Here is a 23,634-nt window from a genome sequence, read left to right as displayed (position 1 = left end):
CCATGCCCATCACCGCCCGGCACGTACGCGCCACCCTCACCGCGTACCTGGACCAGCACCCCGAGGACAAGGACTCCGTCACGGGCCTCCTCGACGCACTGGAGGACACCGCCGAGACCATCGCCTCTCGGAAGGAGTTCCGGGGCCACGCCACCGCCGGGGCCCTGCTGCTGCGCCCCGACGGCCGCGTGCTGCTGGTGGAGCACAAGGCCCTCGGGAAGTGGCTCTTCCCCGGCGGCCACCTGGAGGAGATGGACGACACCCTCATGGGAGCCGCCCTGCGCGAACTGTCCGAGGAGACCGGCATCAGTCCCGACGCGGTCACCCCCGACAGCGCCGTCCCGCTGCACATCGACGTGCACCCCATCCCCGCCAACCCCGCCAAGGACGAACCCGACCACCAGCACTTCGACTTCCGGTTCCTCTTCCGGACAACGGCCGACGTGGCCGGCCTCCAAGCCGAGGAGGTCCTCGACTACTCCTGGCAGTTCGCGGACACCATCACCACCGAGCCGCTGCGCAGCCGGCTGCCGGCGCTCTGACCACCTGCCGGGCCGGGGCGCTTGGGAAAGGGTCGGGGGCGGCGCTTTCGCACGGAGCGCCGCCCCCGGGTGGGGTCGGGTCGGAAGGTGCCGGACGGTGAGGGTGGGCCCAGGGCAGGGCCGCCGCCGGCGGGCCGGACCCGGCCCCGGTTTCAGATGGTCAACGGGCCGCCGCCCGGCCGGCTTCGAGACGGGCGACCGGGATGCGGAAGGGCGAGCACGAGACGTAGTCCAGGCCCGTCCGGTGGAAGAAGTGCACGGACTCCGGGTCACCGCCGTGCTCGCCGCACACCCCGAGCTTCAGGCCCGGGCGCACCGCGCGGCCGGCCTCCGCGGCGGCGCGCACCAGCGAGCCCACCCCGTCGGCGTCGATCGTCTCGAACGGGGAGACCCCGAAGATGCCCTTCTCCAGGTAGGCGGTGAAGAACGACGCCTCCACGTCGTCGCGGGAGAAGCCCCACACCGTCTGCGTGAGGTCGTTGGTGCCGAACGAGAAGAACTCGGCCGCCTCCGCGATCTGCCCGGCGGTCAGCGCCGCCCGCGGCAGCTCGATCATGGTGCCGATGGAGAGCTTGAGCTGCGTGCCGGTGGCCGCCTCGACCTCGGCGATCACCGCGTCCGCCTCCTCGCGGACGATCTCCAGCTCCTGCACGGTGCCGACCAGCGGGATCATGACCTCCGGACGCGGATCGCCCTTGACCGAGCGGCGGTGCGCGGCGGCCTCGGCGATCGCGCGCACCTGCATCGCGAACAGCCCGGGGATCACCAGGCCGAGCCGCACCCCGCGCAGCCCCAGCATCGGGTTCTGCTCGTGCAGCTTGTGCACGGCCTGGAGCAGCCGCAGGTCGTTCTCGTTCTCGTCCTTGCGGGCCTCGGCGAGCGCGACCCGAACCGACAACTCGGTGATGTCGGGCAGGAACTCGTGCAGCGGCGGGTCCAACAGCCGTACGGTGACCGGCAGTCCGTCCATCGCCTCGAACAGCTCCACGAAGTCGGCCTTCTGCAGCGGCAGCAGCGCGCCCAGTGCCTCCTCCCGCTCGGCGTCGGTGTCGGCCAGCACCAGCCGCTCGACCAACTCCCGCCGCTCGCCCAGGAACATGTGCTCGGTGCGGCACAGCCCGATGCCCTGCGCGCCGAACCGCCGTGCCCGCGAGGCATCCTCGGCGTTGTCGGCGTTCGCCCGCACCCGCAGCCGCCGTACCCGGTCGGCGTACGCCATCACCCGGTGCACCGCCTGCACCAGTTCGTCGGCCTCGTCGGCGCCGGCGTGCATCCGGCCCTCGAAGTACTCGACCACCGGCGACGGCACCACCGGCACCTCCCCGACGTAGACCTTCCCCGAGGACCCGTCGATCGAGATGAGGTCGCCCTCCTCTATCACCACCCCGCCGGGCGCGGTCAGCCGGCGCCGCTTGGTGTCGACCTCCAGCTCCTCCGCCCCGCACACGCAGGTCTTGCCCATCCCGCGGGCCACCACGGCCGCGTGCGAGGTCTTGCCGCCGCGCGAGGTGAGGATGCCCTCGGCGGCGATCATGCCGTTCAGGTCGTCCGGGTTGGTCTCGCGCCGGATCAGGATGACCCGCTCGCCGGACCGCGACCACTTCACCGCGGTGTACGAGTCGAAGACCGCCTTCCCGACGGCCGCGCCGGGCGAGGCGGCGATGCCCCAGCCGATCCGCTGGAACTTCGCCCCCGCGGTCGCGGAGTCCTCGAAGCGGGGGAACATCAGTTGGGCGAGCTGCGCCCCGTTGACGCGCTGGAGCGCCTCGGCCTCGTCGATCAGCCCCTGGTCGACCAGTTGCGTGGCGATCCGGAACGCGGCGGCCGCGGTCCGCTTGCCGACCCGGGTCTGGAGCATCCACAGGTGGCCGCGCTCGATGGTGAACTCGATGTCGCACAGGTCCCGGTAGTGCGTCTCCAGCGTCTCCATGATCTTCATCAGCTCGTCGTACGACGCCTTGTCGATCTTCTCCAGGTCGGCGAGCGGCACCGTGTTGCGGATGCCGGCCACCACGTCCTCGCCCTGGGCGTTCTGGAGGTAGTCGCCGTAGACGCCCTGGTGGCCGCTGGCCGGGTCGCGGGTGAAGGCCACCCCGGTGCCGGAGTCGGGGCCGAGGTTGCCGAAGACCATCGAGCAGACGTTCACCGCGGTGCCCAGGTCGCCGGGGATGCGCTCCTGGCGGCGGTAGAGCTTGGCCCGCTCGGTGTTCCAGGAGTCGAAGACCGCCCGGATCGCCAGGTCCATCTGCTCGCGCGGCTCCTGCGGGAACTCCCGCCCGGCCTGCTCGGCGACGATCGCCTTGAACCGCTCGACGAGTCCGCGCAGGTCGGCGGCGTCGAGCCCGAGGTCGCTGTCGGCGCCCTTGGCCCGCTTCGCCTCCTCCAGCGCCTCCTCGAAGAGGTCGCCGTCCACCCCGAGCACCGTCTTGCCGAACATCTGCACCAGGCGCCGGTAGGAGTCCCAGGCGAACCGCTCGTCGCCGCCGGACTGCGCGGCCAGACCGGCCACCGAGGCGTCCGACAGCCCGATGTTCAAAACGGTGTCCATCATCCCCGGCATGGAGAACTTGGCCCCGGAGCGCACCGACACCAGCAGCGGGTCCTCGTGCTGGCCGAGCGTGCGGCCCATCCGCTTCTCCAGCGCGTCGAGGTGCGCACTCACCTCGTCGCGGAGCGCGGCCGGTTCCGCACCGGACTCCAGGTAGACCTTGCACGCCTCGGTGGTGATGGTGAAGCCCGGAGGGACGGGCAGACCGAGGTTGGTCATCTCGGCGAGGTTCGCACCTTTCCCGCCGAGCAGGTCCTTGAGGTCCTTGTTGCCCTCAGTGAAGTCGTAGACGTACTTGCGCTTCTTCTCGCGTGTCGACACGGGTCCGTTGACTCCTCGCGTCCTGGATGCCCTGACGGCGGGGAGCGTACCCATCTCGAAGGTTCCCAACGACGTCCATCATCACGACACACGGGTGTAACCGCTCGTCTGCCGTCTAATCCAAAGCGGGCGGCCGCCCGGCGGCATCGGGTGGTGCGTTCACGAGTCGAACGGAAGACCTCGCAGCGCGAGGTGCGGAAGGCCATTCGGCTACGGGGGGTGACGATCGCGGTCCCCGTGTGTACACAACCCGGTGGCACTGAGTGCCGTGCATTCGAGAAGTGGCGCGCTCTGATGTGCGCTCATTTGAGCGAATGAAGTATCAGACGTGGTGTGAATCACGTGTTCCGCGTGCCCCGCGTCTCATCCGTCGGACGTAGCCGGCCTACGCCACACCGGGCGCGGAAACGGCCCTATCGGGCGCGCGCGAGCCTCCCGGGCGACGTCCGGAAGTCACCCCGGCGCCGCCCGCGGGCCATCCGGAGGTCATCCGCCGGACGTCGCCGACTCCGCGTCCTCGGTGAGGACGGCGCACGCGAAGGGGTCGTCCAGCCAGCCGTCCGGCAGCACGACCCGCTTGCCGGGGGCGGTACGGCCCCGCGGCCCGTCGGCGTGGGCCGGCCACGGCTGCGCCTGGTCCAGCGAGCCGAGCAGGTCGGCGAGTTCGGCGAGCGAGGAGGCGGTCGCCAGGGCCCGCCGGACGTCGGAGCCGACCGCGAACCCCTTGGTGTACCAGGGCACGTGCTTGCGGAAGTCCACCACGCCGCGCGTCTCGTCGCCGAGCCAGCGGCCCAGCAGGTCCGCGTGGCGCAGCATGACCGCGGCGACCGCGGCGAAGTCCGGGCGCGCCGGGGCGGTCGGGCCGCCGTCGGGGTCCGGGGCGAGCGCGGCGGCCAGGTCGCCGAACAGCCACGGGCGCCCCAGGCAGCCGCGGCCGACCACCACGCCGTCGCAGCCGGTCTCGCGCATCATCCGCGCCGCGTCCTCGGCGCACCAGATGTCGCCGTTGCCGAGTACGGGGATCTCCGGGACGTGCTCCTTCAGCCGGGCGATGGCCTCCCAGTCGGCGGTGCCGCCGTAGTGCTGCGCGGCGGTGCGGCCGTGCAGCGCGACCGCGGTGACCCCCTCCTCCACGGCGATCCGGCCGGCGTCGAGGTAGGTGAGGTGGTCGTCGTCGATGCCCTTGCGCATCTTGATGGTCACCGGCAGGTCGCCCGCGCCGCCGACCGCCTCGCGCAGGATCGCGCGCAGCAGGTTGCGCTTGAAGGGCAGGGCCGAGCCGCCGCCCTTGCGGGTGACCTTCGGCACCGGGCAGCCGAAGTTGAGGTCGATGTGGTCGGCGAGGTCCTCGTCCACGATCATCCGCACCGCCTTGCCGACGGTCGCCGGGTCCACCCCGTAGAGCTGGAGGGAGCGCGGGGTCTCGCCGGCGTCGAAGTGCACGAGCTGCATCGTCTTCTCGTTGCGCTCGACCAGCGCCCGGGTGGTGATCATCTCGCTGACGAACAGCCCCCGGCCGCCGGAGAACTCGCGGCACAGCGTGCGGAAGGGCGCGTTGGTGATGCCCGCCATGGGGGCCAGGACGACCGGCGGCCACACGGTGTGCGGGCCGATCCGGAGCGCGCCGGCTGCGGGCGGGGCCAGGGTGGCGTCAGCGGTCATGCGCCCATTGTCCCGTACCGGCGGAGCGGGTCGGGAAGACGGTTGTACGACAACAACCAAATCGGTTGTACAGTAGTAATGATTCTGTTTGTACAAGCAAGGAGAGGGCGGGGACGCGAAGGTATGCCCGAGCTGACCTACCGGCGCCGGATGCTGGTCCTGGCGATCTGCTGCATGAGCCTGCTGATCGTCAGCCTGGACAACACGATCCTGAACGTCGCGCTGCCGTCGATGCAGCGGGACTTCCACGCCTCGCTCTCCGGGTTGCAGTGGACGATCGACGCCTACCTGGTGGTGATCGCCTCGCTGCTGCTGCTGGCCGGCTCCACCGCCGACCGGGTCGGGCGCAAACGGATCTTCCAGATCGGCCTGGTGGTCTTCACCCTCGGATCGGCGCTGTGCAGCCTCGCTCCGGGGCTGGGCTGGCTGATCGCCTTCCGCATGCTCCAGGCGGTCGGCGGCTCGATGCTCAACCCCGTGGCCATGTCGATCATCACCAACACCTTCGACGACCCCAAGGAGCGCGCCAAGGCCATCGGCGTGTGGGGCGGCGTGGTCGGCATCAGCATGGCCGCCGGGCCGATCATCGGCGGCGCGCTGGTGGAGTCGGTCGGCTGGCGCTCGATCTTCTGGATCAACGTGCCGGTCGGCGTGGCCGCGCTGGTGCTGACCGCGCGCTTCGTGCCCGACTCCCGCGCCCCCCGCGCCCGCCGGATCGACCCGATCGGCCAGGTGCTGGTGATCCTGCTGCTCGGCAGCCTCACCTACGGGATCATCGAGGGCACCGGCGCGGGCTGGGGCTCGCCGCTGATCGTCGGCAGCTTCGTGGTCGCCGCGGCGGCGGTGCTGGCACTGGCCGGCTACGAACGGCGCCGCGTCGACCCGTTGATCGACGTGCGCTTCTTCGGCAGCGTCCCGTTCAGCGGCGCGACCCTCATCGCGGTCTGCGGCTTCGCCGCGCTGGGCGGGTTCCTCTTCCTCAACACCCTCTACCTCCAGAACGACCGGGGTCTGTCCGCGCTGGACGCCGGCCTGTACATGGTGCCGATGGCCCTGATGTGCCTGATCTTCGCGCCGGTGTCCGGCCGGCTGATCGGCACCCGCGGGGCGCGGCTGCCCCTGGTGCTCGCCGGGATCACGATGACCGCGAGCGGGTTGCTCTTCTCGGCCTTCCACGCCGAGGAGCACGACGTGGAACTCTTCGCCGCGTACGTCCTGTTCGGCATCGGGTTCGGCCTGATCAACGCGCCGATCACCAACACCGCGGTGTCCGGCATGCCGCGCGCGCAGGCGGGCGTGGCCGCCGCGGTCGCGTCCACCAGCCGCCAGGTCGGCTCGTCCCTCGGCGTCGCGGTGCTGGGCGCGGCGCTCGCCGCGGGACTGCACGAGGGGGCATGGTGGATCATTGCCGGATGCGGGGCGGCCGTGCTCGGGCTCGGCTTCCTCACCACCGGCCGCTGGGCGCGCGGCACGGCGGACCGGACGGCGTCGGCGCTGATGGCGCCCGAGGCGGAGAAGGACAAGGTGGCGGTGAGCACGTCATGACCACGGCGCACGCACACGACACGGCGCACGGACCCGATCACGGCACGGCGGCCGGACCCGACCACGGCGCGGCGGTCACTCCGGCCGCAGGCGAGGGCGAGGGGCCGGCGGCGGCCGCTCCGGTCGGCGTGGCCGAGGGGTCGCAGGAGGCCGCGGGCGCGGCCGAGCGGGTCTGGAGCAACCTGCGGGCCCTGGTGCTGGAGCAGAACGAGCGGCGCAAGCAGACCGCCGAGGCGCTCGGGATGAGCTTCTTCCGGGTCAAGGCGCTGCGCCGGATCGCCGCGCGGCCGTACCGGATGAGCGACCTCGCCACCGAACTCGCCTCCGACCGCCCCTACCTCACCCTGATCGTCGACGACCTGGAGGAGCGCGGGCTCGTCGAGCGCCGCCAGCACCCCACCGACCGGCGCTGCAAGATCGTCTCGGCGACGGAGAAGGGGCGGGAGGCCGCCGTCCGCGCGAACGCGATCCTCGGCAACGCCCCGCCCGCGCTGGCCGCCCTGCCCCCGGACGACCTCGCCGCGCTGGACCGGATCGTCTCGGGGCTCGTCGCCGCGGGCGCCCAGGCGTTGGCCGCGGCGCGAGGCGGCACCGGCGTCGAACCGGGCCAGTAGGCGTCCGTCCTGCGGCCGGGTGCTCCTCGGGGTGCCCGGCCGGGGAGGCGGTCCTCGCCCGTGCGTCGGCCGATGCCCGTGCGCGGGCCGAGGACCGGCGCGCCGGGTCGATCCGAATGTTTCGGTTTCGACGGCGAAGGTTACGGCGTCGGGCGGGCGGCGTTGCGGTGCCCGCGGGGCGCTGCCTACGGGGCTCCGGCGGGCTACGATCACTGGCATGAGTGCCACCAGCGTGCAGCCGCCCCGCGACGACCAGCCGGAGACGCCCGGCGGCGGCAGCGCGACGCTTGCCGAGATCGCCCGGGCCGCGGGGGTGTCGGCTCCGACTGTTTCGAAGGTCCTCAACGGCCGGGGCGACGTCGCGCCCGCCACCCGCAGCCGGGTCGAGGAACTGCTGCGCCGGCACGGCTACCAGCGGCGGCGCGGCAGCGTGCAGCCCGCACCGCTGATCGACCTGGTCTTCCACGAGTTGGAGAGCTCCTGGGCGATGGAGGTGATCCGCGGGGTGGAGAACGTGGCCCGCCAGGAGAGCCTCAACGTGGTGCTGTCGGAGTCCGCCGGCCGGCTCAGCCCCGGGCAGACCTGGGTGGACGGCGTGCTGGCCCGCCGCCCGACCGGCGTGATCCTGGTGCTGTCCGGTCTCGACCCCGCGCAGCGCGCCCAACTCACCAGCCGCGACATCCCGTTCGTGGTGCTGGACCCGGCCGGCGACCCGGGCGAGGACGTGCCCGCGATCGGCGCCGCCAACTGGCAGGGCGGCCTCGCCGCCACCCGCCACCTGCTGGAGCTCGGCCACCGCCGGATCGGTGTGATCGGCGGCCCGGGCGGCATGATGTGCAGCCGGGCCAGGATCGACGGCTACCGCGCCGCCCTGGAGACCGCCGGCGTCGCCTACGAGGCGGACCTGGTGCGCTCCGGCGACTTCCACCACGAGGCCGGCTACACCGCCGGGTTGGCGCTGCTCGGCCGCCCCGACCGCCCCACCGCGGTCTTCACCGGCAACGACCTCCAGGCCCTCGGGCTCTACGAGGCCGCCCGCGAACTGGGCCTGCGCATCCCGCAGGACGTGAGCGTGGTCGGGTTCGACGACCTGCCGCTGGCCCGCTGGATCAGCCCGCCGCTGACCACGGTCCGGCAGCCGCTGACTGAGATGGCCGAGGCCGCCGCGCGGCTGGTGCTCGACCTGGCGCGCGGCCGCCAGCCGAGCACCCTGCGGGTGGACCTGGCCACGCGCCTGGTCGAGCGGGCGAGCAGCGCGCCGCCCCGCGCCGGCGCGGAGGGCCCGGCGGGGGAGTAGCCGGGCCGCGCGGCCCGCACGGATCGGCCGATCCGTGCGGCCTGCGGCGCCCGGGGAGGGCCGCTGGTGCGGACCCGGTCGTACGGCCCGCGCGTACCGACGCGGTGGCCCGGCGACGCGGTGCCCCGGTGACCCGGTGCACGGACGTGGGCGCCCGGGAAACGGCGGGTCATGGGAGCGCTCCCGCTCGCTCACCTGCGGTGACCGCCCCGAGTGTTGACGACCGACACATGCCGCCGTATGGTCTGCGCGCAGATCGGAATCGTCCCCGAAAGTTTCGATCCGCCCCCCGTGGTACGCCCGCGGCGGCGCGGCCGTTCCGGGGACGCAGCAGCCCTGTCCAACCCCCACTTGGAGAGAGGTAACCCCGATGTTCTCGAAGCGCACCCTGAGATCCGCCGCGGGCGGCTCCGGCGTCGCCCTGATCGCCGTGACGGCCGCGCTGGTCGCCGCCACGACACCGTCCGCCCACGCCGCGGACACCCCGCTGCGCACGCTCGCCGAGGCCAAGGGCGTCTACATGGGCACCGCGTTGACCGCCGGCGAGCTGACCGGCACCTCGGCGTCCATCGCGAGCACGCAGTTCGACGAGGTCACCCCGGGCAACGAGATGAAGTGGGACACCGTCGAGCCGACCCGGGGCACCTACAACTGGGGCCCCGGCGACCAGATCGTCGGCTTCGCCCAGCAGCACGGCATGCAGGTGCGCGGCCACAACCTGGTCTGGCACAGCCAGTTGCCCGGCTGGCTGACCTCCGGCAGCTTCACGAACACCCAGGTGCACGACCTCATGGTCAAGCACGTCACCGACGAGGTGACCCACTACAAGGGCGAGGTCGTCCACTGGGACGTGGTCAACGAGCCGTTCAACGAGGACGGCAGCTACCGCTCGGACCTCTGGTACAACCAGATCGGCCCGTCCTACATCGCCGACGCCCTCACCGCCGCGCACGCCGCGGACCCGGCCGCCAAGCTCTACCTCAACGACTACAACACCGAGGGCGAGAACGCGAAGAGCAACGCGATGTACACCCTGGTCAAGTCGCTGAAGCAGCAGGGCGTGCCGATCGACGGCGTCGGCTTCCAGGCGCACTTCATCCTCGGGCAGGTCCCGTCGGACTTCGAGGCGAACCTCCAGCGCTTCGCCGACCTCGGCGTGGACGTCGCGGTCACCGAACTCGACGTGCGGATGGCCACCCCGGCCAGCGCCGCGAACCTCCAGCAGCAGGCCGCCGACTACACCAAGGTCGTGAACGACTGCCTGGGCGTCACGCGCTGCCAGGGCATCACGGTGTGGGGCTTCAACGACGCCACCTCGTGGGTCCCGAGCACCTTCCCCGGGCAGGGCGCGGCCACCCCGTACGACACGAACTACCAGCCCAAGCCCGCCTACTACGCGATCCAGACCGCGCTGGGCGGCGGCGGGACGACCAGTCCGCCGACCTCGCCCCCGGGCGGCGGGACCTGCGCGGTCTCCTACACCGCCAACGAGTGGAACACCGGTGTGACCGCCAACGTCACGGTGACCAGCGCGTCGGCGCTGAACGGCTGGACGGTCGTGCTGACCTACCCCGGTGGCAGCAGGACCGTCACCCAGGCGTGGAACGCCACGGTCACGCAGAGCGGCGGCACGGTCAGCGCCACCAACCTGTCCTACGACGGGGCCGTCGCGGCCGGCGGCAGCGTGTCGTTCGGCTTCAACGCCGACTGGTCGGGCTCGGACCCGAAGCCCTCCGGCGCCACGCTCAACGGCACGGCGTGCACCGTCAGTTGACCCGCACCGGGTAACTGGCCACGGACACCGCGTCGTCGTCCAGGCACCGCCCGTCCGCCAGGTCGAACCGCTGCTTGAGCAGCGGCGAGGCGACGTACGGGCGGTTGCCGGGCACCGTCGAACCGACCAGGCCGTGGCTGAGCACGCCCGCACCCGTGAACGGGTCCACGTTGCCGATCGCGTACAGGCCGCCGTCGCGCAGCCGGAAGAGGGCGGCCTGCGCGCCGTCGGGCAGCAGCACCGCCACCCCGCGCCCGGGTTCCAGCGCGTCGAGCGGGCAGACCGCGAACCAGCCGCCGGGGGACCGTAGTTCGACGGTCGCCGAGCCGCCGGGGAGGTCGCCCGCCGGGCGCTCCTCGGTGGCGGACCCGGCCGGGGCGGTCACGGCGGGCGGGCCGGTCAGGTCGGTCAGGTCGGTCGGGGCACTCATACGGTCACCGTCTCGGTCAGGGCCAGCAGCACCGGCTCGGGCTTGATCTGGTCGCGCTCCGGCACGAAGCGGACCGTGGGGTCGGGGGTACCGGGCGCGTTGACGAACGACACGAACCGGCGCAGTCGCTCGGGGTCGTTGACGGTGTCCGCCCACTCGTCGCGGTAGTGCGCCACGTGCTCGGCCATCAGCGCCTCCAGCTCCGCGCAGATGCCCAGCGTGTCGTGCACCACCACGTCCCGCACGTGGTCCAGGCCGCCCGGTATGCGCTCCAGCCACACGCTGGTGCGCTCCAGCCGGTCCGCGGTGCGGATGTAGAACATCAGGAACCGGTCGATCAGCCGCACCAGTTCGGCGTCCGACAGGTCCTTCGCGAGCAGGTCCGCGTGGCGCGGGGTCGCCCCGCCGTTGCCGCCGACGTAGAGGTTCCAGCCGGAGGCGGTGGCGATCACCCCGAAGTCCTTCGACTGCGCCTCCGCGCACTCCCGGGCGCACCCCGACACCGCCGACTTGAGCTTGTGCGGGGAGCGCAGCCCGCGGTAGCGCAGCTCCAGGTCGATCGCCATCCGCACGCTGTCCTGCACGCCGAAGCGGCACCAGCTCTGCCCCACACAGGACTTCACGGTACGCAGCGCCTTGCCGTAGGCGTGCCCCGACTCGAAGCCGGCGTCCACCAGCCGCGCCCAGATCACCGGGAGCTGCTCGACGCGGGCACCGAACAGGTCGATCCGCTGGCCCCCGGTGATCTTCGTGTAGAGGCCGAAGTCCCGTGCCACCTCGCCGATCACGATCAGCTTCTCCGGGCTGATCTCGCCGCCCGGGACACGCGGCACGATCGAGTAGGAGCCGTTCTTCTGCATGTTGGCCAGGAAGCGGTCGTTGGTGTCCTGCAACGCGGCCTGCTCGCCGTCGAGCACGTGGCCGCTCGCCCCGATCACCGGCGCCAGCGACGCGAGGATCGAGGCGACCGCGGGCTTGCACTCCTCGCAGCCCTCGCCGCCGCGCGCCTCCGGACGGCCGTGCGCGTCCAGGAGCCGGCGGTAGGAGGTGATCCGCAGCGCGCGCACGATCTCGTACAGCTCGGTGCGGGTCTGCGGGAAGCAGCGGCACAGGCCGGTGTCCACCTCGACGCCGTTGGCGGCCAGTTCGGCGCCGACGATCTGCCCGAGCACCTTGACGCAGCTACCGCAGCCGGTGCCGGCCCTGGTGCACTTCTTCACGTCCGGCACCGAGGCGCAGGAGTGGTCGGTGACGGCCGCGCGCACGGTGCCCTTCGACACGTTGTGGCAGGAGCAGACCACCGCGCCGTCCGGCAGCGCGGAGACGCCCAGCCCGGCGGCGCCCGCGGACGCGCCCGCGCTCGCCGGGAGCACCAGGTGCTCGGCCGCCACCGGCGGCACCGTGCCGGTCAACGGGCGCAGCAGCCCGTAGGACTCGGCGTCGCCCACCAGCACCCCGCCGAGCAGGGTGCCGTCCTCGGCGACCACCAGCTTGCGGTACACCCCGGCCCGCGGGTCGGAGTACACCACGTCCAGGCAGCCGTCGGCGGCGCCGTGCGCGTCGCCGAAGCTCGCCACCTCCACGCCGAGCAGCTTCAGCTTCGCGGAGGTGTCCGCGCCGGTGAACGCGGCCGCCCCGCCCGCGATCCTGGCCGCCGCCGTCTCGGCCATCTCGTAGCCGGGCGCGACCAGCCCGTAGACACGGCCGTCGGCCGCCAGCGCGCACTCGCCGATCGCGTACACGGAAGGGTCCGCGGTGCGGCAGGACGCGTCGACCACGATGCCGCCGCGCTCGCCGACCGGCAGGCCGCACGCGCGGGCCAGGTCGTCGCGCGGCCGCACCCCGGCGGAGAACACCACCATGTCGGTGGGCAGCGTCGAGCCGTCGGACAGGGCCATCGCGCCCACCCGGCCGTCCGGGCCGGGGACGATCTCCTGGGTGCCGATGCCGGTGTGCACCGCCACGCCCAACTGCTCGACGCTGCGCCGCAGGGCGCGGCCGCCCCCCTCGTCCACCTGCACCGGCATCAGGCGCGGTGCGAACTCCACGACGTGCGTGTCCAGGCCGAGGCCCTTCAGCGCGCCCGCCGCCTCCAGGCCGAGCAGCCCGCCACCGACCACGGTGCCGGTCCGCGCGCCCGCCGCGTACGCCTCGATCGCGAGCAGGTCCTCGATGGTGCGGTAGACGAAGCAGCCCTCGGCGTCGCGGCCCGGCACCGGCGGCACGAACGGGTACGAGCCGGTGGCCAGCACCAGCGTGTCGTACGCCACCACCAGCCCCGAACGGGCCGTCACCGTACGCGCGTCGCGGTCCACGGCCACCGCCGGGTCGCCCAGCCGCAGCTCGATGCCGTGCCGGGCCATGAAGCCGTCCTCGACCAGGCCGAGGTCCTCCGGGGCGGTGCCCTCGGAGAAGTACGACGTCAGATGCACGCGGTCGTAGGCCGCGCGCGGCTCCTCGCACAGCACGACCACCCGCGCGCTCGCGGTGAGCCCTCGGTCGGCCAGGGCCTCCAGGAAGCGCTGCCCGACCATGCCGTGGCCGACCAGCACGATCGTCGGGCGCGTCTCGGTTCGGTTCTCCATGCCGCAAGCGTGCGGGCCCGCTGTTACCCGGGCACATCCCGCCGATTACCCCCCGGCAACGCTGCCCTCATCCCCCCCACCCCGCCCGTGTGAGCCCCCTCCGAGCCCGCCGCGCCCCCGTGATCGGCGGCCTGTCCGAGAACGCCGGTGCCCCTGCCCGGGGTGCGTGGGACCGTGGACGGATGGAACGCGAGGGAGAGCTGCCGGTGCCCGCGGCGGGCGACGCGGTGCTGTTCGCCACGGCGGACGCCGGTGCCTGGATGGGCGCGCTGAGGGTCTACTCGGCCGGGTTCGTGTGCGCGTTGCGGGTGATCCGGCGGGTGCCGAGGGACCCGGTGCGGATGACGGACGGAAAGGCGGTGCCCAGCAGCGTGTGGGACGGCGACGACGGGTTGCGGCTGGACGTTCGGTACGAGGCCGGCGGCCGCGCCGGCGGCATCTCGGCGCGGCGAGCGGCCGTGGAAGGAGGCGGGCGAACGCCCCTCGCCGTGCAGCAGCTCAGCGGCAGCGGAAGCGCGGTCGCGTGGGACGCGCACCTGTGGGTCGCCCCGCTGCCGGCGCGCGGGCGGGTGCTGCTGTCGGGATCGTGGCGGGAGGCGGGCGTCGCGGGGTTCCGGGCGGAACTGGACGGCGCCGCGATCGCCCGGGCGGCGGCGGGCGTCACCCGGCTGTGGGAGCGGAGCGGTCCTGCGGGCGGCGGGTCCGGGCACGGAGTGCTCACGGTCGGCGCGCTCGACGTGCCGGACGGCCGGGCGGACGGTGGAGGCGGGGCGGACGGTGGGGCGGACGGCCGAGCGGACGGTGGGGCGGACGGTGGCGGCGGGGCGGGGAGGGTCAGGCGGGGGTGGTGACGGAGGGAATGTGGCGGACGGGGAAGTTGACGGAGCGGGCGATGAAGCAGAGTTCGTGGGCGCGGCTGTGGAGGGACCGGGCCTTCTCCACCATGTCGGGGGCGGCGACCTCCACCTCGGGGCGGAGGACGGCCTCGGTGAAGTGGCCGCCGCCGTCGGCCGTCTCGGTCATGGTGCCCTCGGCGCGGTCGGTGTAGCCGGTCACCACGACGCCGTTGACCGCGCACAGGTGCAGGTAGGCGAGCATGTGGCACTGGGAGAGCGCCGCGAGCAGCATCTGCTCGGGGTTCCACCGGTCGGCGTCACCGCGGAAGTGGGGGTCGGAGGACCCGGCGATGACGGGCGTACCGGGCGCCGTGACCTCGTGGGTGCGCCGGTAGGACCGGTACGAGTCCGTGCCGGTGCCGAGGTTGCCGGTCCAGACGAGCTCGGTCCGGTAGATGTGCTGCCGGGCGGACGGCATGGCGTGCTCCCTCGGGTCGGTGGCGGCCGGCGGGCGCCGTGACGGCCATGCTAAGGGCTGGCCCCGGCGATCATGCCGGGGAGCCCGCGGCGTCCGGTGCCGGTGCTACGGCCTGGGCAGGGCGGCGAGCGCGCGGGCCACCCCGGGCTCGTGCCGCCCGAGGAACTGCGGGTCCGGCTTGAGGACGACGTCGAGCGCGGCCTTGTCCGCGGCCAGCACCTCCCGCGTCCCGCTCGCGTACCACGTGGCGTCGTGCCTCTCGTCGACGCCGACGCCGTACGCGTCGATCCCGGCGGCCCCGCACAGCGCCAGCGCCCGGTCGATGTGGAAGTCCTGCGTGACCAGCACCGCGCGGTCCACGCCGAAGATCCGCCGGGCCCGGTCGCAGGAGTCCCAGGTGTCGAACCCCGCGTAGTCCAGCACCACCTGGGAGCCGGGCACGCCGTGCGCGACCAGGTACGCGCGCATCGCGGCCGGTTCGTCGTACGACGGGCGGCTGTTGTCACCGGTGGCGAGGATCACCCGCACCTTGCCCGTGTCGTAGAGCCGCACCGCCGCGTCGAGGCGGTGCGCGAGGTAGGCCGACGGGGCGCCGTCGGACAGCCCGGCGCCGAACACCACGGCGACCGGCTCGCTCGGCACGTCCCGCTCGGAGCGCACCCGGCCGTCCTGGGTCAGCCGCAGCCAGGCGGAGGGCAGCAGCGCGAGCACGCACAGCGCCACGGCGCAGCGCAGCAGGCGGCGCCGGGCGTGACGGGTGCGGGGCAGGCGGGGCAGGCGGAGCAGGAGCGGGTGGCGCGAGCCGTCCGGCACGAGCAGGCCGTCGCGGGTCAGCGGGAGGTGCGGGTCGGGCGCGGCCCGCCGGGCCCCGGCGGCGCGGACGGTTCCCGTGTTCCGGGCGGCAGCCGCGGTCCGGGAGGTCCTCGGCGCGCGCGGACGGAACACGCGGGCCCCGGCGCCTCGGGCCGCCCCGGCCGCCCGGGCACCCGCCCGACTGGTCCGCTCCCGCATTCCGTACCCCCTGGATCGTTGCCCTGGTTGCCCTGGTTGCCCTCGGCGCCCTCGTCCACGCGACGCGCGCACCCGCGCCCCGCCGCCCGCCCGGCCCTGAGGCGTGTCCGGCGGACCGCGCCGGGCGCGTGGCGGGCAGGACCCGCATCCGCCGGACGGGCCCTACACGCTGAGGGACGTTCGTCCGGCCCACGCGGTTGCGGTGAACTCCCGTGCCGCGGCGCCCGTGTAGAGCGCCGCGGCGAGCCAGGCGGTGGCGAAGGCGTCCGGGTCGGCGGGCAGCATCGCACCCAGCGGGTCCGGCCGGCGGGCCCGGGTCGCGGCGGCCAGCGCCCGCGCGCACGCCGCGGCCGTGGGCAGTCCCGCGGCCACCAGTCTCCCCGGCAGCTCCGGATCGACCGCGGCGGCGGCCACCGCGCGGCCGCCCGCCACCGTACGGGCCACCGCGCGGCTCAGCAGTTCCCACTCGACCGGGGGCGGAGCGAGCGGCGCGTCCGCCGGGAGGGCGGCCCGCCCGTCGGCGCCGGGCGGGCCGGGCGGGAGCCGGTCGAGGCCGAGGTCGTAGCGGTCGCCGGCGGCGGTCGCCAGCGCCAGCGCGTCCACCCCCGACGGCCGGTCGGGGGCCAGCCGCCCGATCAGCCGGACCCGGCCGCCGGGACGCTCGGCGAGCCGCCGCAGGTTGTCCGCGTATGCCAACTCCGGCCGCTCGTCGGGCGCGTGGAGCGGCACCGGCGGGCCGTCGTCCGGCAGGAGCACGGGCCGCCCGCCCCGCTCGGCCACGGTTCCTTCGAGGAAGAGCAGGTCGGAGCCGGCCGGCCGTCGGTCGGCGTCGGTGGCATGGTGGGCGAGTGCCGTCCGGACCTGCTGCGCGGGCGCCGGGCGCCACAGCGCGTCGAGCGGGTCCGCGGACCAGTCCGCGCCGGCCGCGGTGACGGTGCGCAGCGCGGCGCCGCCCCCGATCCGGCCGTCCTCGGTCAGCGTCGCGCCGGTGGCCAGCAGGCCGGCCCCGCGGCCGAGTTCGCGCAGGCTGAGGGCTGCTCCACCGGGCACCCGGGCGCCAGCGGCCTGCCTGGCCCGGTCCGGCGGCCCCGGCGCGACCACGGCCACGGTGCGCAGCGCGCCGCCCGTCTCCAGGGCGAACGTCCGCGCGCCCGCGTAGCCCGACGCGGTCACCACCGGCTCGGTGAACAGGCCGTACAGCCGCAGCGATCCGCTCGGGCGGTAGGTCCGGCGGGCCTCGCCCGCGGCCCGGTGCGCTGCGGAACGGGCCGCCGCGTCGTCCGGGTCGGCGTCCCGCACGGTACGCGCCAGGTCGAGCAGTTCGGCCAGGTCGTCCACCAACGCGGCCAGCCGGAAGGACGGTTCGGCCGCGCGGGCCTCGCCGAGGCGGCGGGCGACGCGGACCGCGGCGGCGGAGGGGCGGTGCAGGCCGGCGAGGCGCGCGGACCGGGTGGCGTGCAGCAGGCCGGTGCGCGGGAGCGTGGAGGCGACGGCACCCTCGCGGAGGGCTGCGACCCCGGCGGCCCACAACGCGCGGGCGGCCTGCCGCGCCGCGGGGTCCGGCGGGGGTGGGGCCGAGGGCGGGGGCGTGTGCGGCGGTCGTGGCACGGACGCCGGGGCCTGGGGCGTGTCCGGGCCGGAGCCGGAGCCGGGGGCGTGTCCGTGCCCGTGAAAATCGGGCGCCGGGTGCGGGCCTGGGGCGGTGCGCGGATCCGTGCCGCTGCCGCTTTCGCTGCCGGGCGCCGGTTCGCGTGCGGGCTCCCCCTCTTCCGCCGGGGCGCCCTCCTCGTCGTCCTCCTCTTCCGCCAGGGGCGCCGCCGCGAGGACGGCGGCCCTGTGCAGGCAGGCCGGAGCGAGCAGGCAGTCACAGCTCACCGCGGCCGCGCGGGCCACGGTGCCGTGCGCGGTGAGGGTGAGCACGACCGTGGTGTCCGCGTCCACCGCGACCCGCACGGTGCCCTCCGCGCGGGTCGCCGGCCACCCGGCCGCCTTCGCCACCGCGCCGTCGAGCCGCTTGCGCAGCCTCGGCGGCAGATCCGCCAGCGCGTCCGCCGCCGCACCCGCCGTGACCGGCGGCAACCCCGCACCCGTCTCCATCCCGCGCCTTCCCCTCGCAGCACTCCGCCCCGCTACCGACGCCATCCTGCCCCAGGGGTACGACAACCCCGCCCGGCCCGGCCACCCGGCCCCCCGGCCGCGGACCGCCGGGTCCGCCGGGCCAGGCGAGTGCGGGAGGCAGGGACGCGGTCGGCGGCTTCCGTACGGCGTGGCCTCCCGGGATGGTCGGGGAGCCCTCGGCGGGAGGCCGGAGCGGGTGCGGATGCGGATGCGCCGGCTCCGGGGGCGAACACGGGCGAACGGGGCGACCGGGGGGCGAACGCGGTCCGGGTGCCGCCCGACGCGGGCCGATGCGGGCCGGCGCGGGCCGATCGGCGGACGGCCGGCGCCCCCGGTGGGCCGGCGAGTCGTCCGCGCCCCGTGTGGCCGCCCGGGCGCGGAGAGGGCACCCGGGCGGCGCACTCAGCGGGCTCGCACCTGTTCGCCGATCCACGAGGCGAGTTGGAGGGGGCCGAGCGCCGCCACGGGCATGCCCGCGCCGACGAGTTGACCGGCGACACCCGTGGAGTAGCGGGGCCGCCCGGCGTCGTCCAGGGAGGCGCAGCCGAGCACGCGGCAGCCGGCGTCGACCAGTGCCCGCACCTCCGTCAGGAGCGGGCCGACCGGGCCGCCCTCCTCGAAGTCGCTGACGAGGACCACGAGGGTGCGCGAGGGCACCGTGACGAGGGTGCGGGCGTGCCGCAGCCCGCGGGCGATGGACGTGCCGCCGCCCACGCGCACTTCGAGCAGGAGGGACAGCGGGTCGGCGACGTGGTCGGTGAGGTCGAGGACCTCCGTCGAGAAGGCCACGAAGTGCGTGGTGAGCGCGGGCACCCCGGCGAGCACGGCCGCGGTGAGCGCGGCCCAGACCGTGGACGCCTCCATCGACCCGGACACGTCGACGACCAGCACGATCCGCCAGTCCGCCGAAGCGCGGGCCCGGGTGCGGAAGACGGGCCGCTCGGGCCGTACGCCGACCGCGCCGGTGACCGGATCGCGTTCGGCCGTGGCGAGGTTGGCCCGCAGCGTGCGGGCCAGGTCCAGCGGCCCGCCCGGGCGCCGGGTGGGCCTCGGGTGGGTCAGACCGGTCAGCGCCGGCCGCATCCGGACCGCGAGCGCACGCGTCAACTCGGCCACGATACGGGCCACGAGGGGCCGCAGCCGGGCGAGTCGGCCCTCGGGCAGGCCGCCCGCGTAGGACAGCACGGTCCGCAGCAGGTCGACCGAGGGCCGGGCCGAGGCCGGGTCGATGGCCAGCGCCGCGTCCAGCCGGCCGGCCGTGGCCGCCGCGGAGAGCACCTCCTCGCGCACGTCCGCGCCGAACAGGTCCGCCAACTCCTCGCCCCAGGACCGGATGTCGGGGTAGGGAGGCTCCTGGCCGCCGCCGGACGTGTGGGGCACGCTCGCCGCGCCCTCGCCGTGCCCGGAACCGTACAGCTCGTCGAGCGCGGTGGCGATCCGCCCGGCGCGGCCGGCTCCTGCGTCCTCCACCTGTCCGAGCAGCAGTTGCCAGCGGACGTCGGCGGAGATGCCGTCGGGTGCGGGTGCGGGTGCGGCAGCGGGTGTGGGTGCGGCTGCGGGCACCGCGGGGGTCCCGGGTTCGGTGCCCGCGGGGCTCGCTGTCGCGTGCGGTTCGGGCGACGGCGGCGCGGCGCCCTCATGCCCCGGTGCGGACGCTGCCGCGGCGCCCTCCTCGTCGAGCACTCCCAACAGCCCGCGTGCCGCCAGCACTTCGCGCCCGGCGAGGTCCGCCGCCGTGTGGCGGGCCAGGGCGTGCGGGTCGGGCACCGCGGAACCCCGCGCGCCCGGCGCGGACGGATGGGCGCGGACCGCGGCGAGCAGGCGCCCGCGGGCGGCGGGGGACAGGGCGTCGAAGCCGTGCCGCAGCGCGGGCAGCCGGGTGAGGAAGGCGCGGTCCGGCAGTTCCGCGACGAGTTCCGCGACCGGCGCCAGCAACGGTCCCGATTCGAGCAGCGGCCCGGCGGCGGTGAGCGCTCCGGCGAGGAACGCGCCGAGGTCCAGGCGCAGTTCGGGACTGGTCGCGCCGTGCGTGCGGGCGGCCAGCGCCGTGCCGAACGCGGCGGGCGTCATGTCGTCGACCAGGACCCGGGTCGCGGCGGACGCCCCCCTGATCAGCGGGCTGCCCTCGGCGGCCAGCCGGGTAAGGGCGTCGCGGACCCGCAACCCCGGGGAACCGCCGCGGGTGGCGAGTTCGGCGAGCGCGCGGGCGTCGTCCGGGTCGTCGGACCCGGCGAGCCCGTCCAGCGCGCGGACGCCCGCCGTGGTGAGGGCGGCGAGCGCGTCGGCGATCCGTGCCTGCTCCCAGCCGTCGGGCAGCCCGGGCAGCAGTCCGGCCGCGACACGGTCCAGCAGCCGTGTCCCGGCGAGGAGTTCGGGCAGGGTTCCGGTGGCCGGGAGCACGTCGGCGGTCTCCGCGAGCCGGTCGGCCGCGGCGTCGGGCAGCCCGCACAGCGCCGCCTCCTCGAAACCGGCCAGCACCTCCGCGGCCGTCGGGCCGCCGCGCCGCCGCTCGGCCAGCGAGCGCTGCCGCAGCAGCCCGGCCGCGGCCTGCGCCAGGTCGCTGCCGTGGGCGGCGACGGCGTCCAGCATCGCCGCCGTCGCCGGGGTCCACCCGACGGTCCAGCGCACGCCGATCGTGCCCTCGCCGGTCTCCGCTGCCCCGCTGCCGCCGCCCGCGGGCCCGGGAGCCGTCGAGGACCCGGGTGGCCCGAGCGGCGTGCCCCCGCCGCGGACCACCTCGCCGTACGGCACGCGGCACACCGCCAGCCTGCGCAGCGCCACCTCCCGCCGCCGGTCCAGCGGTGACCGGTGCGGATCGAGCCGCACCTCGCGCTGCTCTGGCGACCCCGGCGCGGGCAGCCGCAGTTCGGCGAGCAGCGCCTCCACGGCGGGGCCGAGCCCGGAGCGCGGGGTGCCCGGCGCGAGCCTGCCGTGCCGGGTGCCGACCAGCACCGATTCCAGCGCCTGCGCCACCACCCGTCCCCGGCCGAGCAGTTGGCCCTGCGTGAGGACGGTCTGCGCCGCCTCCAGCAACTCCGCCCGTCCGGCGGCGGGTCGGCCCCGCAAGGTGGCCAGGTCGCGTGCGTGGCGCACCGTCTCCCGGGCGTCGGGCGGTCCGCACGGGTGGCCGGCGGCGCGTACGGCGGCGCAGATCCGTACCGCCGTGGCCACCAGCAGCTCGTCCAGCCGCCGCGGGTCGCCCGCCGCCTCCACCACGCCCTGCTGCCACTGCGGGTCGCGGATTCCGGCGGGGTACCCGGACCGCTCGTCCAGCAGCGCGAACGTGTAGGGGACGAGCGAGGTGGTCACGGCGGTCTCCCCGGCCCCGCCGCCTCCGCCGGCCCGGTCCCGGCGCGCCCTGTCGGCGCCGCTGCCGCTGCCGCTGCCGGTACCGGTGTCGCTGTCGGGTACGGGCCCGGGCCGGTCGGAGGGCGCGGTTCCGGGTTCCGGCGCCGCCCCGGAGCCCGCCCGGGGCGCCGAAACGAGGTCCGCGCCGACGGCCGGGCGCCCCGGCGCGCCGGAGGCCGCCGGGAGCAGGGCCGGCGCGTGGAACGCGCCCACCAGCGCCGCCGGCCGCACCGCCCCGTGCTCCGCCATGACGCGCCGCATGTGGGCCTCGCGCCGCAGGTCGTGCGGGTCCAGGCGGTCCTCTGCGGCCGCGTCGTGGCGCAGCGCCCAGCCGACCAGGAGGGCGGCGCGCCGCAGTGCCTCCGGCGAGCCGCCGGGTGCCGCCGACTCGACCAGGCGGTCCCAGAGGTCGTCCTCGGCGCGGCCGCCGGCCCGGTCCCGCATCGCGTCCGCGAGACCGGGCCGATCCGGCCGGCCGTGGGTGCCCGCGCCGCCCCCTCCGCGGCGCGGGCCGTCTTCCTCGGGCGCCCCGACCGGCAGGTCGAACGCCACCACCGGCACCCCGGCCGCCCGCGCCCAGCGCAGCGCCGCGAGTTCCGGCGAGAACTCCGCGAACGGCAGGAACACCAGCCCGCGCGGCCCGTGCCCGGCCAGCGCCACCGGCGGCAGCACCTCGGGGTCGGCCAGATGCGGCAGCCAGCGCCCGAACTCCTCGGGCAACTCGACGAAGAGCACGTCGGGCGCCGCCTCCGCCAGCAGTTCCGGCACGGCGGCGGCCAGCGCCGGGGAGTGGTGCCTGACCCCGATCAGGTACGGCTCCCGGCACCCGGCGAGCGCCGCCGACTCGGCCTCGACCTCGCTCCGTCCGAGGCGCCGGTCCCCGGCCGGACCGTCACCCGTACCGAGGCCGCCACCCGTACCGAGGCCGTCACCCGTTCGGGTGGCGCCGTGCGCGTCGGGGCCGCCACCCGTGCCGAGACCCCTGCCAGGGTCGTCGTGCGGGGCGCGGCCCTCGCCGGCGCCCTCGGCCCCGCCGGTCGCGGCCGACGTACCGCCTCCGCCGGCCACGGTGGGCCCGGCCGCCGTCCGAGCCGCGCCTCGCGCGGTTCCGGCCCCGCGGGCCCCGCCGGCCACGCCGCCCGCGAGGGGCGCGCGGTCGGCCGCTGCGGACCCGGGCGTCCGTACCGTGCCCGCCGCGGGCGCCGTGTCCTCAGCCGAGCGCATCGCGCAGCTCCCACAGGGTCCGCCACAGCGGCGCGCCCTGCTCGGCGCGGCGGCGGACCGGCCCGTCCCAGTACCCGAGCAGCCGGGCGTGGTCGGCCGGGTCGTCCTTGCGCACGGTGCCGAGCAGGTGCCCGGGCAGGGTGCGCAGCGGGTCCCGCCCGTCGGGCAGGTAGGCCGCGGCCAGGCCCATCGAGGTGGCGACGTGGACCGCCTCGGCGGTGCTCATCACCGTGGACGGCCGCTCCACCTCCCAGCCCTCCGCGCTGCGGCCGCCCCGCAGGTCGCGGAAGGCGGTGACCAGGGCCTCCAGCACGGCCTGGTCGACGGCGAAGCCGGCACCGCCGCGGGCGAGGGCGGCCGTGGCCTGGGCGCGGACCAGGGCGGTCTCGGTGTCGAGGTCGCCGATCGGCCCGACCGTCTCGAAGTTGAAGCGGCGCTTGAGGGCCGCGGACATCTCCGAGACGCCGCGGTCGCGGAGGTTGGCGGTGGCGATGACCGTGAACCCGGGCACGGCGTGGACCGTGCCGTCCGCCCCGTCCGCCGTGCCGGCCAACTCGGGTACGGCCATGCGCCGTTCGGACAGGATCGAGACCAGCGCGTCCTGCACCTCCGGCAGGCAGCGGGTGATCTCCTCGATCCTGGCCACCGCCCCGCGGGTCATCGCGGTGAGCACGGGGGAGGGCACGAGGGCCGCCCGGCTGGGGCCGTTGGCGAGCAGCGCCGCGTAGTTCCAGCCGTAGCGGACCTGGTCCTCGGTGGTGCCGGCGGTGCCCTGGACGGTCAGGCCGCTGGTGCCGCACACGGCGGCCGACAGCAGCTCCGACAGCATCGACTTGGCGGTGCCGGGTTCGCCCACCAGCAGCAGGCCGCGCTCCCCGGCGAGGGTGACCACGCACCGCTCCACCAGCGCCCGGTCGCCGACGAACTTGCGGGCCACCACCAGCTCGCGGGGCCCTTCCCCGGCCGACCCGGCGCGCGCCGACCCCCCGTCCGCGGGCGCCTTGCCGCCGTCCGCCGGGGCCTTCCCGCCGTCCGCCGGCGCCGACTGGCCTGTCCCCTCAGGGAGTTCGGCCTCCGCCCGCAGCGTCTCGCCGCCCGAGCCGCAGACGAAGACGACCACGGCCCTCGGGGTCAGCCGCCACCCGGGCGGGCGCGGACCGCGGTCCCAACGGGCCAGGAACTCCAGTTCCTCGGCGTACCTGTCCTCGGCCAGTTCGATCTGCCGCCGCGCCGGCTGCGCGCCCAACCCGTCCCCCTCATCCGTTCGTTCACCATCCGCCGGGCCTGCCCCCGTGCCCATG

The 23,634-nt window shown here is 75.5% G+C and carries 15 protein-coding genes; 6 read left to right on the top strand and 9 right to left on the bottom strand.

Translation table 11 applies throughout. The features are described 5' to 3' along the window. Nucleotides 1–2 precede the first annotated feature (2 nt). Nucleotides 3–542, top strand: coding sequence for an NUDIX hydrolase (locus tag RVR_RS10705; RefSeq protein WP_202233624.1), 540 nt, complete (start codon nucleotides 3–5; stop codon nucleotides 540–542). Nucleotides 543–702: 160 nt separating this feature from the next. Here the strand turns inward: RVR_RS10705 and ppdK are convergent, their stop codons facing one another. Continuing rightward, on the bottom strand, nucleotides 703–3,465 hold the full coding sequence (ppdK, locus tag RVR_RS10700; RefSeq protein ID WP_237404677.1) for a pyruvate, phosphate dikinase: 2,763 nt from the start codon (nucleotides 3,463–3,465) through the stop codon (nucleotides 703–705). 432 nt (nucleotides 3,466–3,897) lie between these two features. After that, the gene (dusB, locus tag RVR_RS10695; RefSeq protein WP_202233622.1) at nucleotides 3,898–5,073 is read right to left on the bottom strand and encodes a tRNA dihydrouridine synthase DusB; all 1,176 of its coding nucleotides are present in this window, start codon (nucleotides 5,071–5,073) and stop codon (nucleotides 3,898–3,900) included. A 123-nt stretch (nucleotides 5,074–5,196) separates the two neighbouring features. Here dusB and RVR_RS10690 point away from each other — a divergent pair, with 123 nt between their 5' ends. The 4 genes from RVR_RS10690 to RVR_RS10675 all read left to right on the top strand — a co-directional run bounded on the left by RVR_RS10690 (nucleotide 5,197) and on the right by RVR_RS10675 (nucleotide 10,303). Beyond that, nucleotides 5,197–6,618: an MFS transporter gene (locus tag RVR_RS10690; protein WP_202233621.1), complete on the top strand. Its 1,422-nt coding sequence runs from the start codon at nucleotides 5,197–5,199 to the stop codon at nucleotides 6,616–6,618. Continuing rightward, on the top strand, nucleotides 6,615–7,232 hold the full coding sequence (locus RVR_RS38585; protein WP_202233620.1) for a MarR family winged helix-turn-helix transcriptional regulator: 618 nt from the start codon (nucleotides 6,615–6,617) through the stop codon (nucleotides 7,230–7,232). Before RVR_RS10690 ends, RVR_RS38585 begins: the two co-directional genes overlap by 4 nt. Before the next feature lie 217 nt (nucleotides 7,233–7,449). Then, nucleotides 7,450–8,529, top strand: a complete 1,080-nt coding sequence (locus RVR_RS10680; protein WP_202233619.1) for a LacI family DNA-binding transcriptional regulator — start codon at nucleotides 7,450–7,452, stop codon at nucleotides 8,527–8,529. A 370-nt stretch (nucleotides 8,530–8,899) separates the two neighbouring features. Beyond that, a complete protein-coding gene (locus RVR_RS10675) occupies nucleotides 8,900–10,303 on the top strand; it encodes a glycoside hydrolase family 10 protein (protein ID WP_202233618.1) in 1,404 nt (467 codons plus the stop codon). Here RVR_RS10675 and nirD read toward each other — a convergent pair. Both nirD and nirB read right to left on the bottom strand, forming a co-directional pair. Then, a complete protein-coding gene (nirD, locus tag RVR_RS10670; protein WP_202233617.1) occupies nucleotides 10,296–10,733 on the bottom strand; it encodes a nitrite reductase small subunit NirD in 438 nt (145 codons plus the stop codon). The two genes, RVR_RS10675 and nirD, sit on opposite strands and share 8 nt — an antisense overlap. Next, a complete protein-coding gene (nirB, locus tag RVR_RS10665) occupies nucleotides 10,730–13,318 on the bottom strand; it encodes a nitrite reductase large subunit NirB (protein ID WP_202233616.1) in 2,589 nt (862 codons plus the stop codon). The genes nirD and nirB overlap by 4 nt, the downstream gene beginning before the upstream one ends. 182 nt (nucleotides 13,319–13,500) lie before the next feature. On the opposite strand from nirB, the gene RVR_RS10660 reads away from it, so the two are divergent. Beyond that, entirely contained in the window at nucleotides 13,501–14,169 is a 669-nt protein-coding gene (locus RVR_RS10660; RefSeq protein ID WP_202233615.1) for a hypothetical protein, read from the top strand. Here RVR_RS10660 and RVR_RS10655 read toward each other — a convergent pair. From RVR_RS10655 to RVR_RS10635, 5 genes are all read right to left on the bottom strand, one after another. Further along, on the bottom strand, nucleotides 14,153–14,632 hold the full coding sequence (locus tag RVR_RS10655; protein ID WP_202233614.1) for an OsmC family protein: 480 nt from the start codon (nucleotides 14,630–14,632) through the stop codon (nucleotides 14,153–14,155). The two genes, RVR_RS10660 and RVR_RS10655, sit on opposite strands and share 17 nt — an antisense overlap. A 105-nt stretch (nucleotides 14,633–14,737) precedes the next feature. Further along, the gene (locus RVR_RS10650; RefSeq protein ID WP_237405280.1) at nucleotides 14,738–15,445 is read right to left on the bottom strand and encodes a SanA/YdcF family protein; all 708 of its coding nucleotides are present in this window, start codon (nucleotides 15,443–15,445) and stop codon (nucleotides 14,738–14,740) included. Nucleotides 15,446–15,805: 360 nt separating this feature from the next. Next, nucleotides 15,806–17,740, bottom strand: coding sequence for a hypothetical protein (locus RVR_RS10645; RefSeq protein WP_202233612.1), 1,935 nt, complete (start codon nucleotides 17,738–17,740; stop codon nucleotides 15,806–15,808). A gap of 423 nt (nucleotides 17,741–18,163) precedes the next feature. Then, a complete protein-coding gene (locus RVR_RS10640) occupies nucleotides 18,164–22,333 on the bottom strand; it encodes a DUF5682 family protein (protein ID WP_202233611.1) in 4,170 nt (1,389 codons plus the stop codon). Then, nucleotides 22,320–23,633: an ATP-binding protein gene (locus RVR_RS10635; RefSeq protein ID WP_202233610.1), complete on the bottom strand. Its 1,314-nt coding sequence runs from the start codon at nucleotides 23,631–23,633 to the stop codon at nucleotides 22,320–22,322. Before RVR_RS10635 ends, RVR_RS10640 begins: the two co-directional genes overlap by 14 nt. Nucleotide 23,634 lies beyond the last annotated feature (1 nt).

This window comes from Streptomyces sp. SN-593 (assembly GCF_016756395.1).
GTDB classification, from domain to species: Bacteria; Actinomycetota; Actinomycetes; order Streptomycetales; family Streptomycetaceae; genus Actinacidiphila; species Actinacidiphila reveromycinica.
The sequence above is the reverse complement of the archived record's forward strand: the minus strand, read 5'-3'. Positions and strand labels throughout refer to the sequence as shown.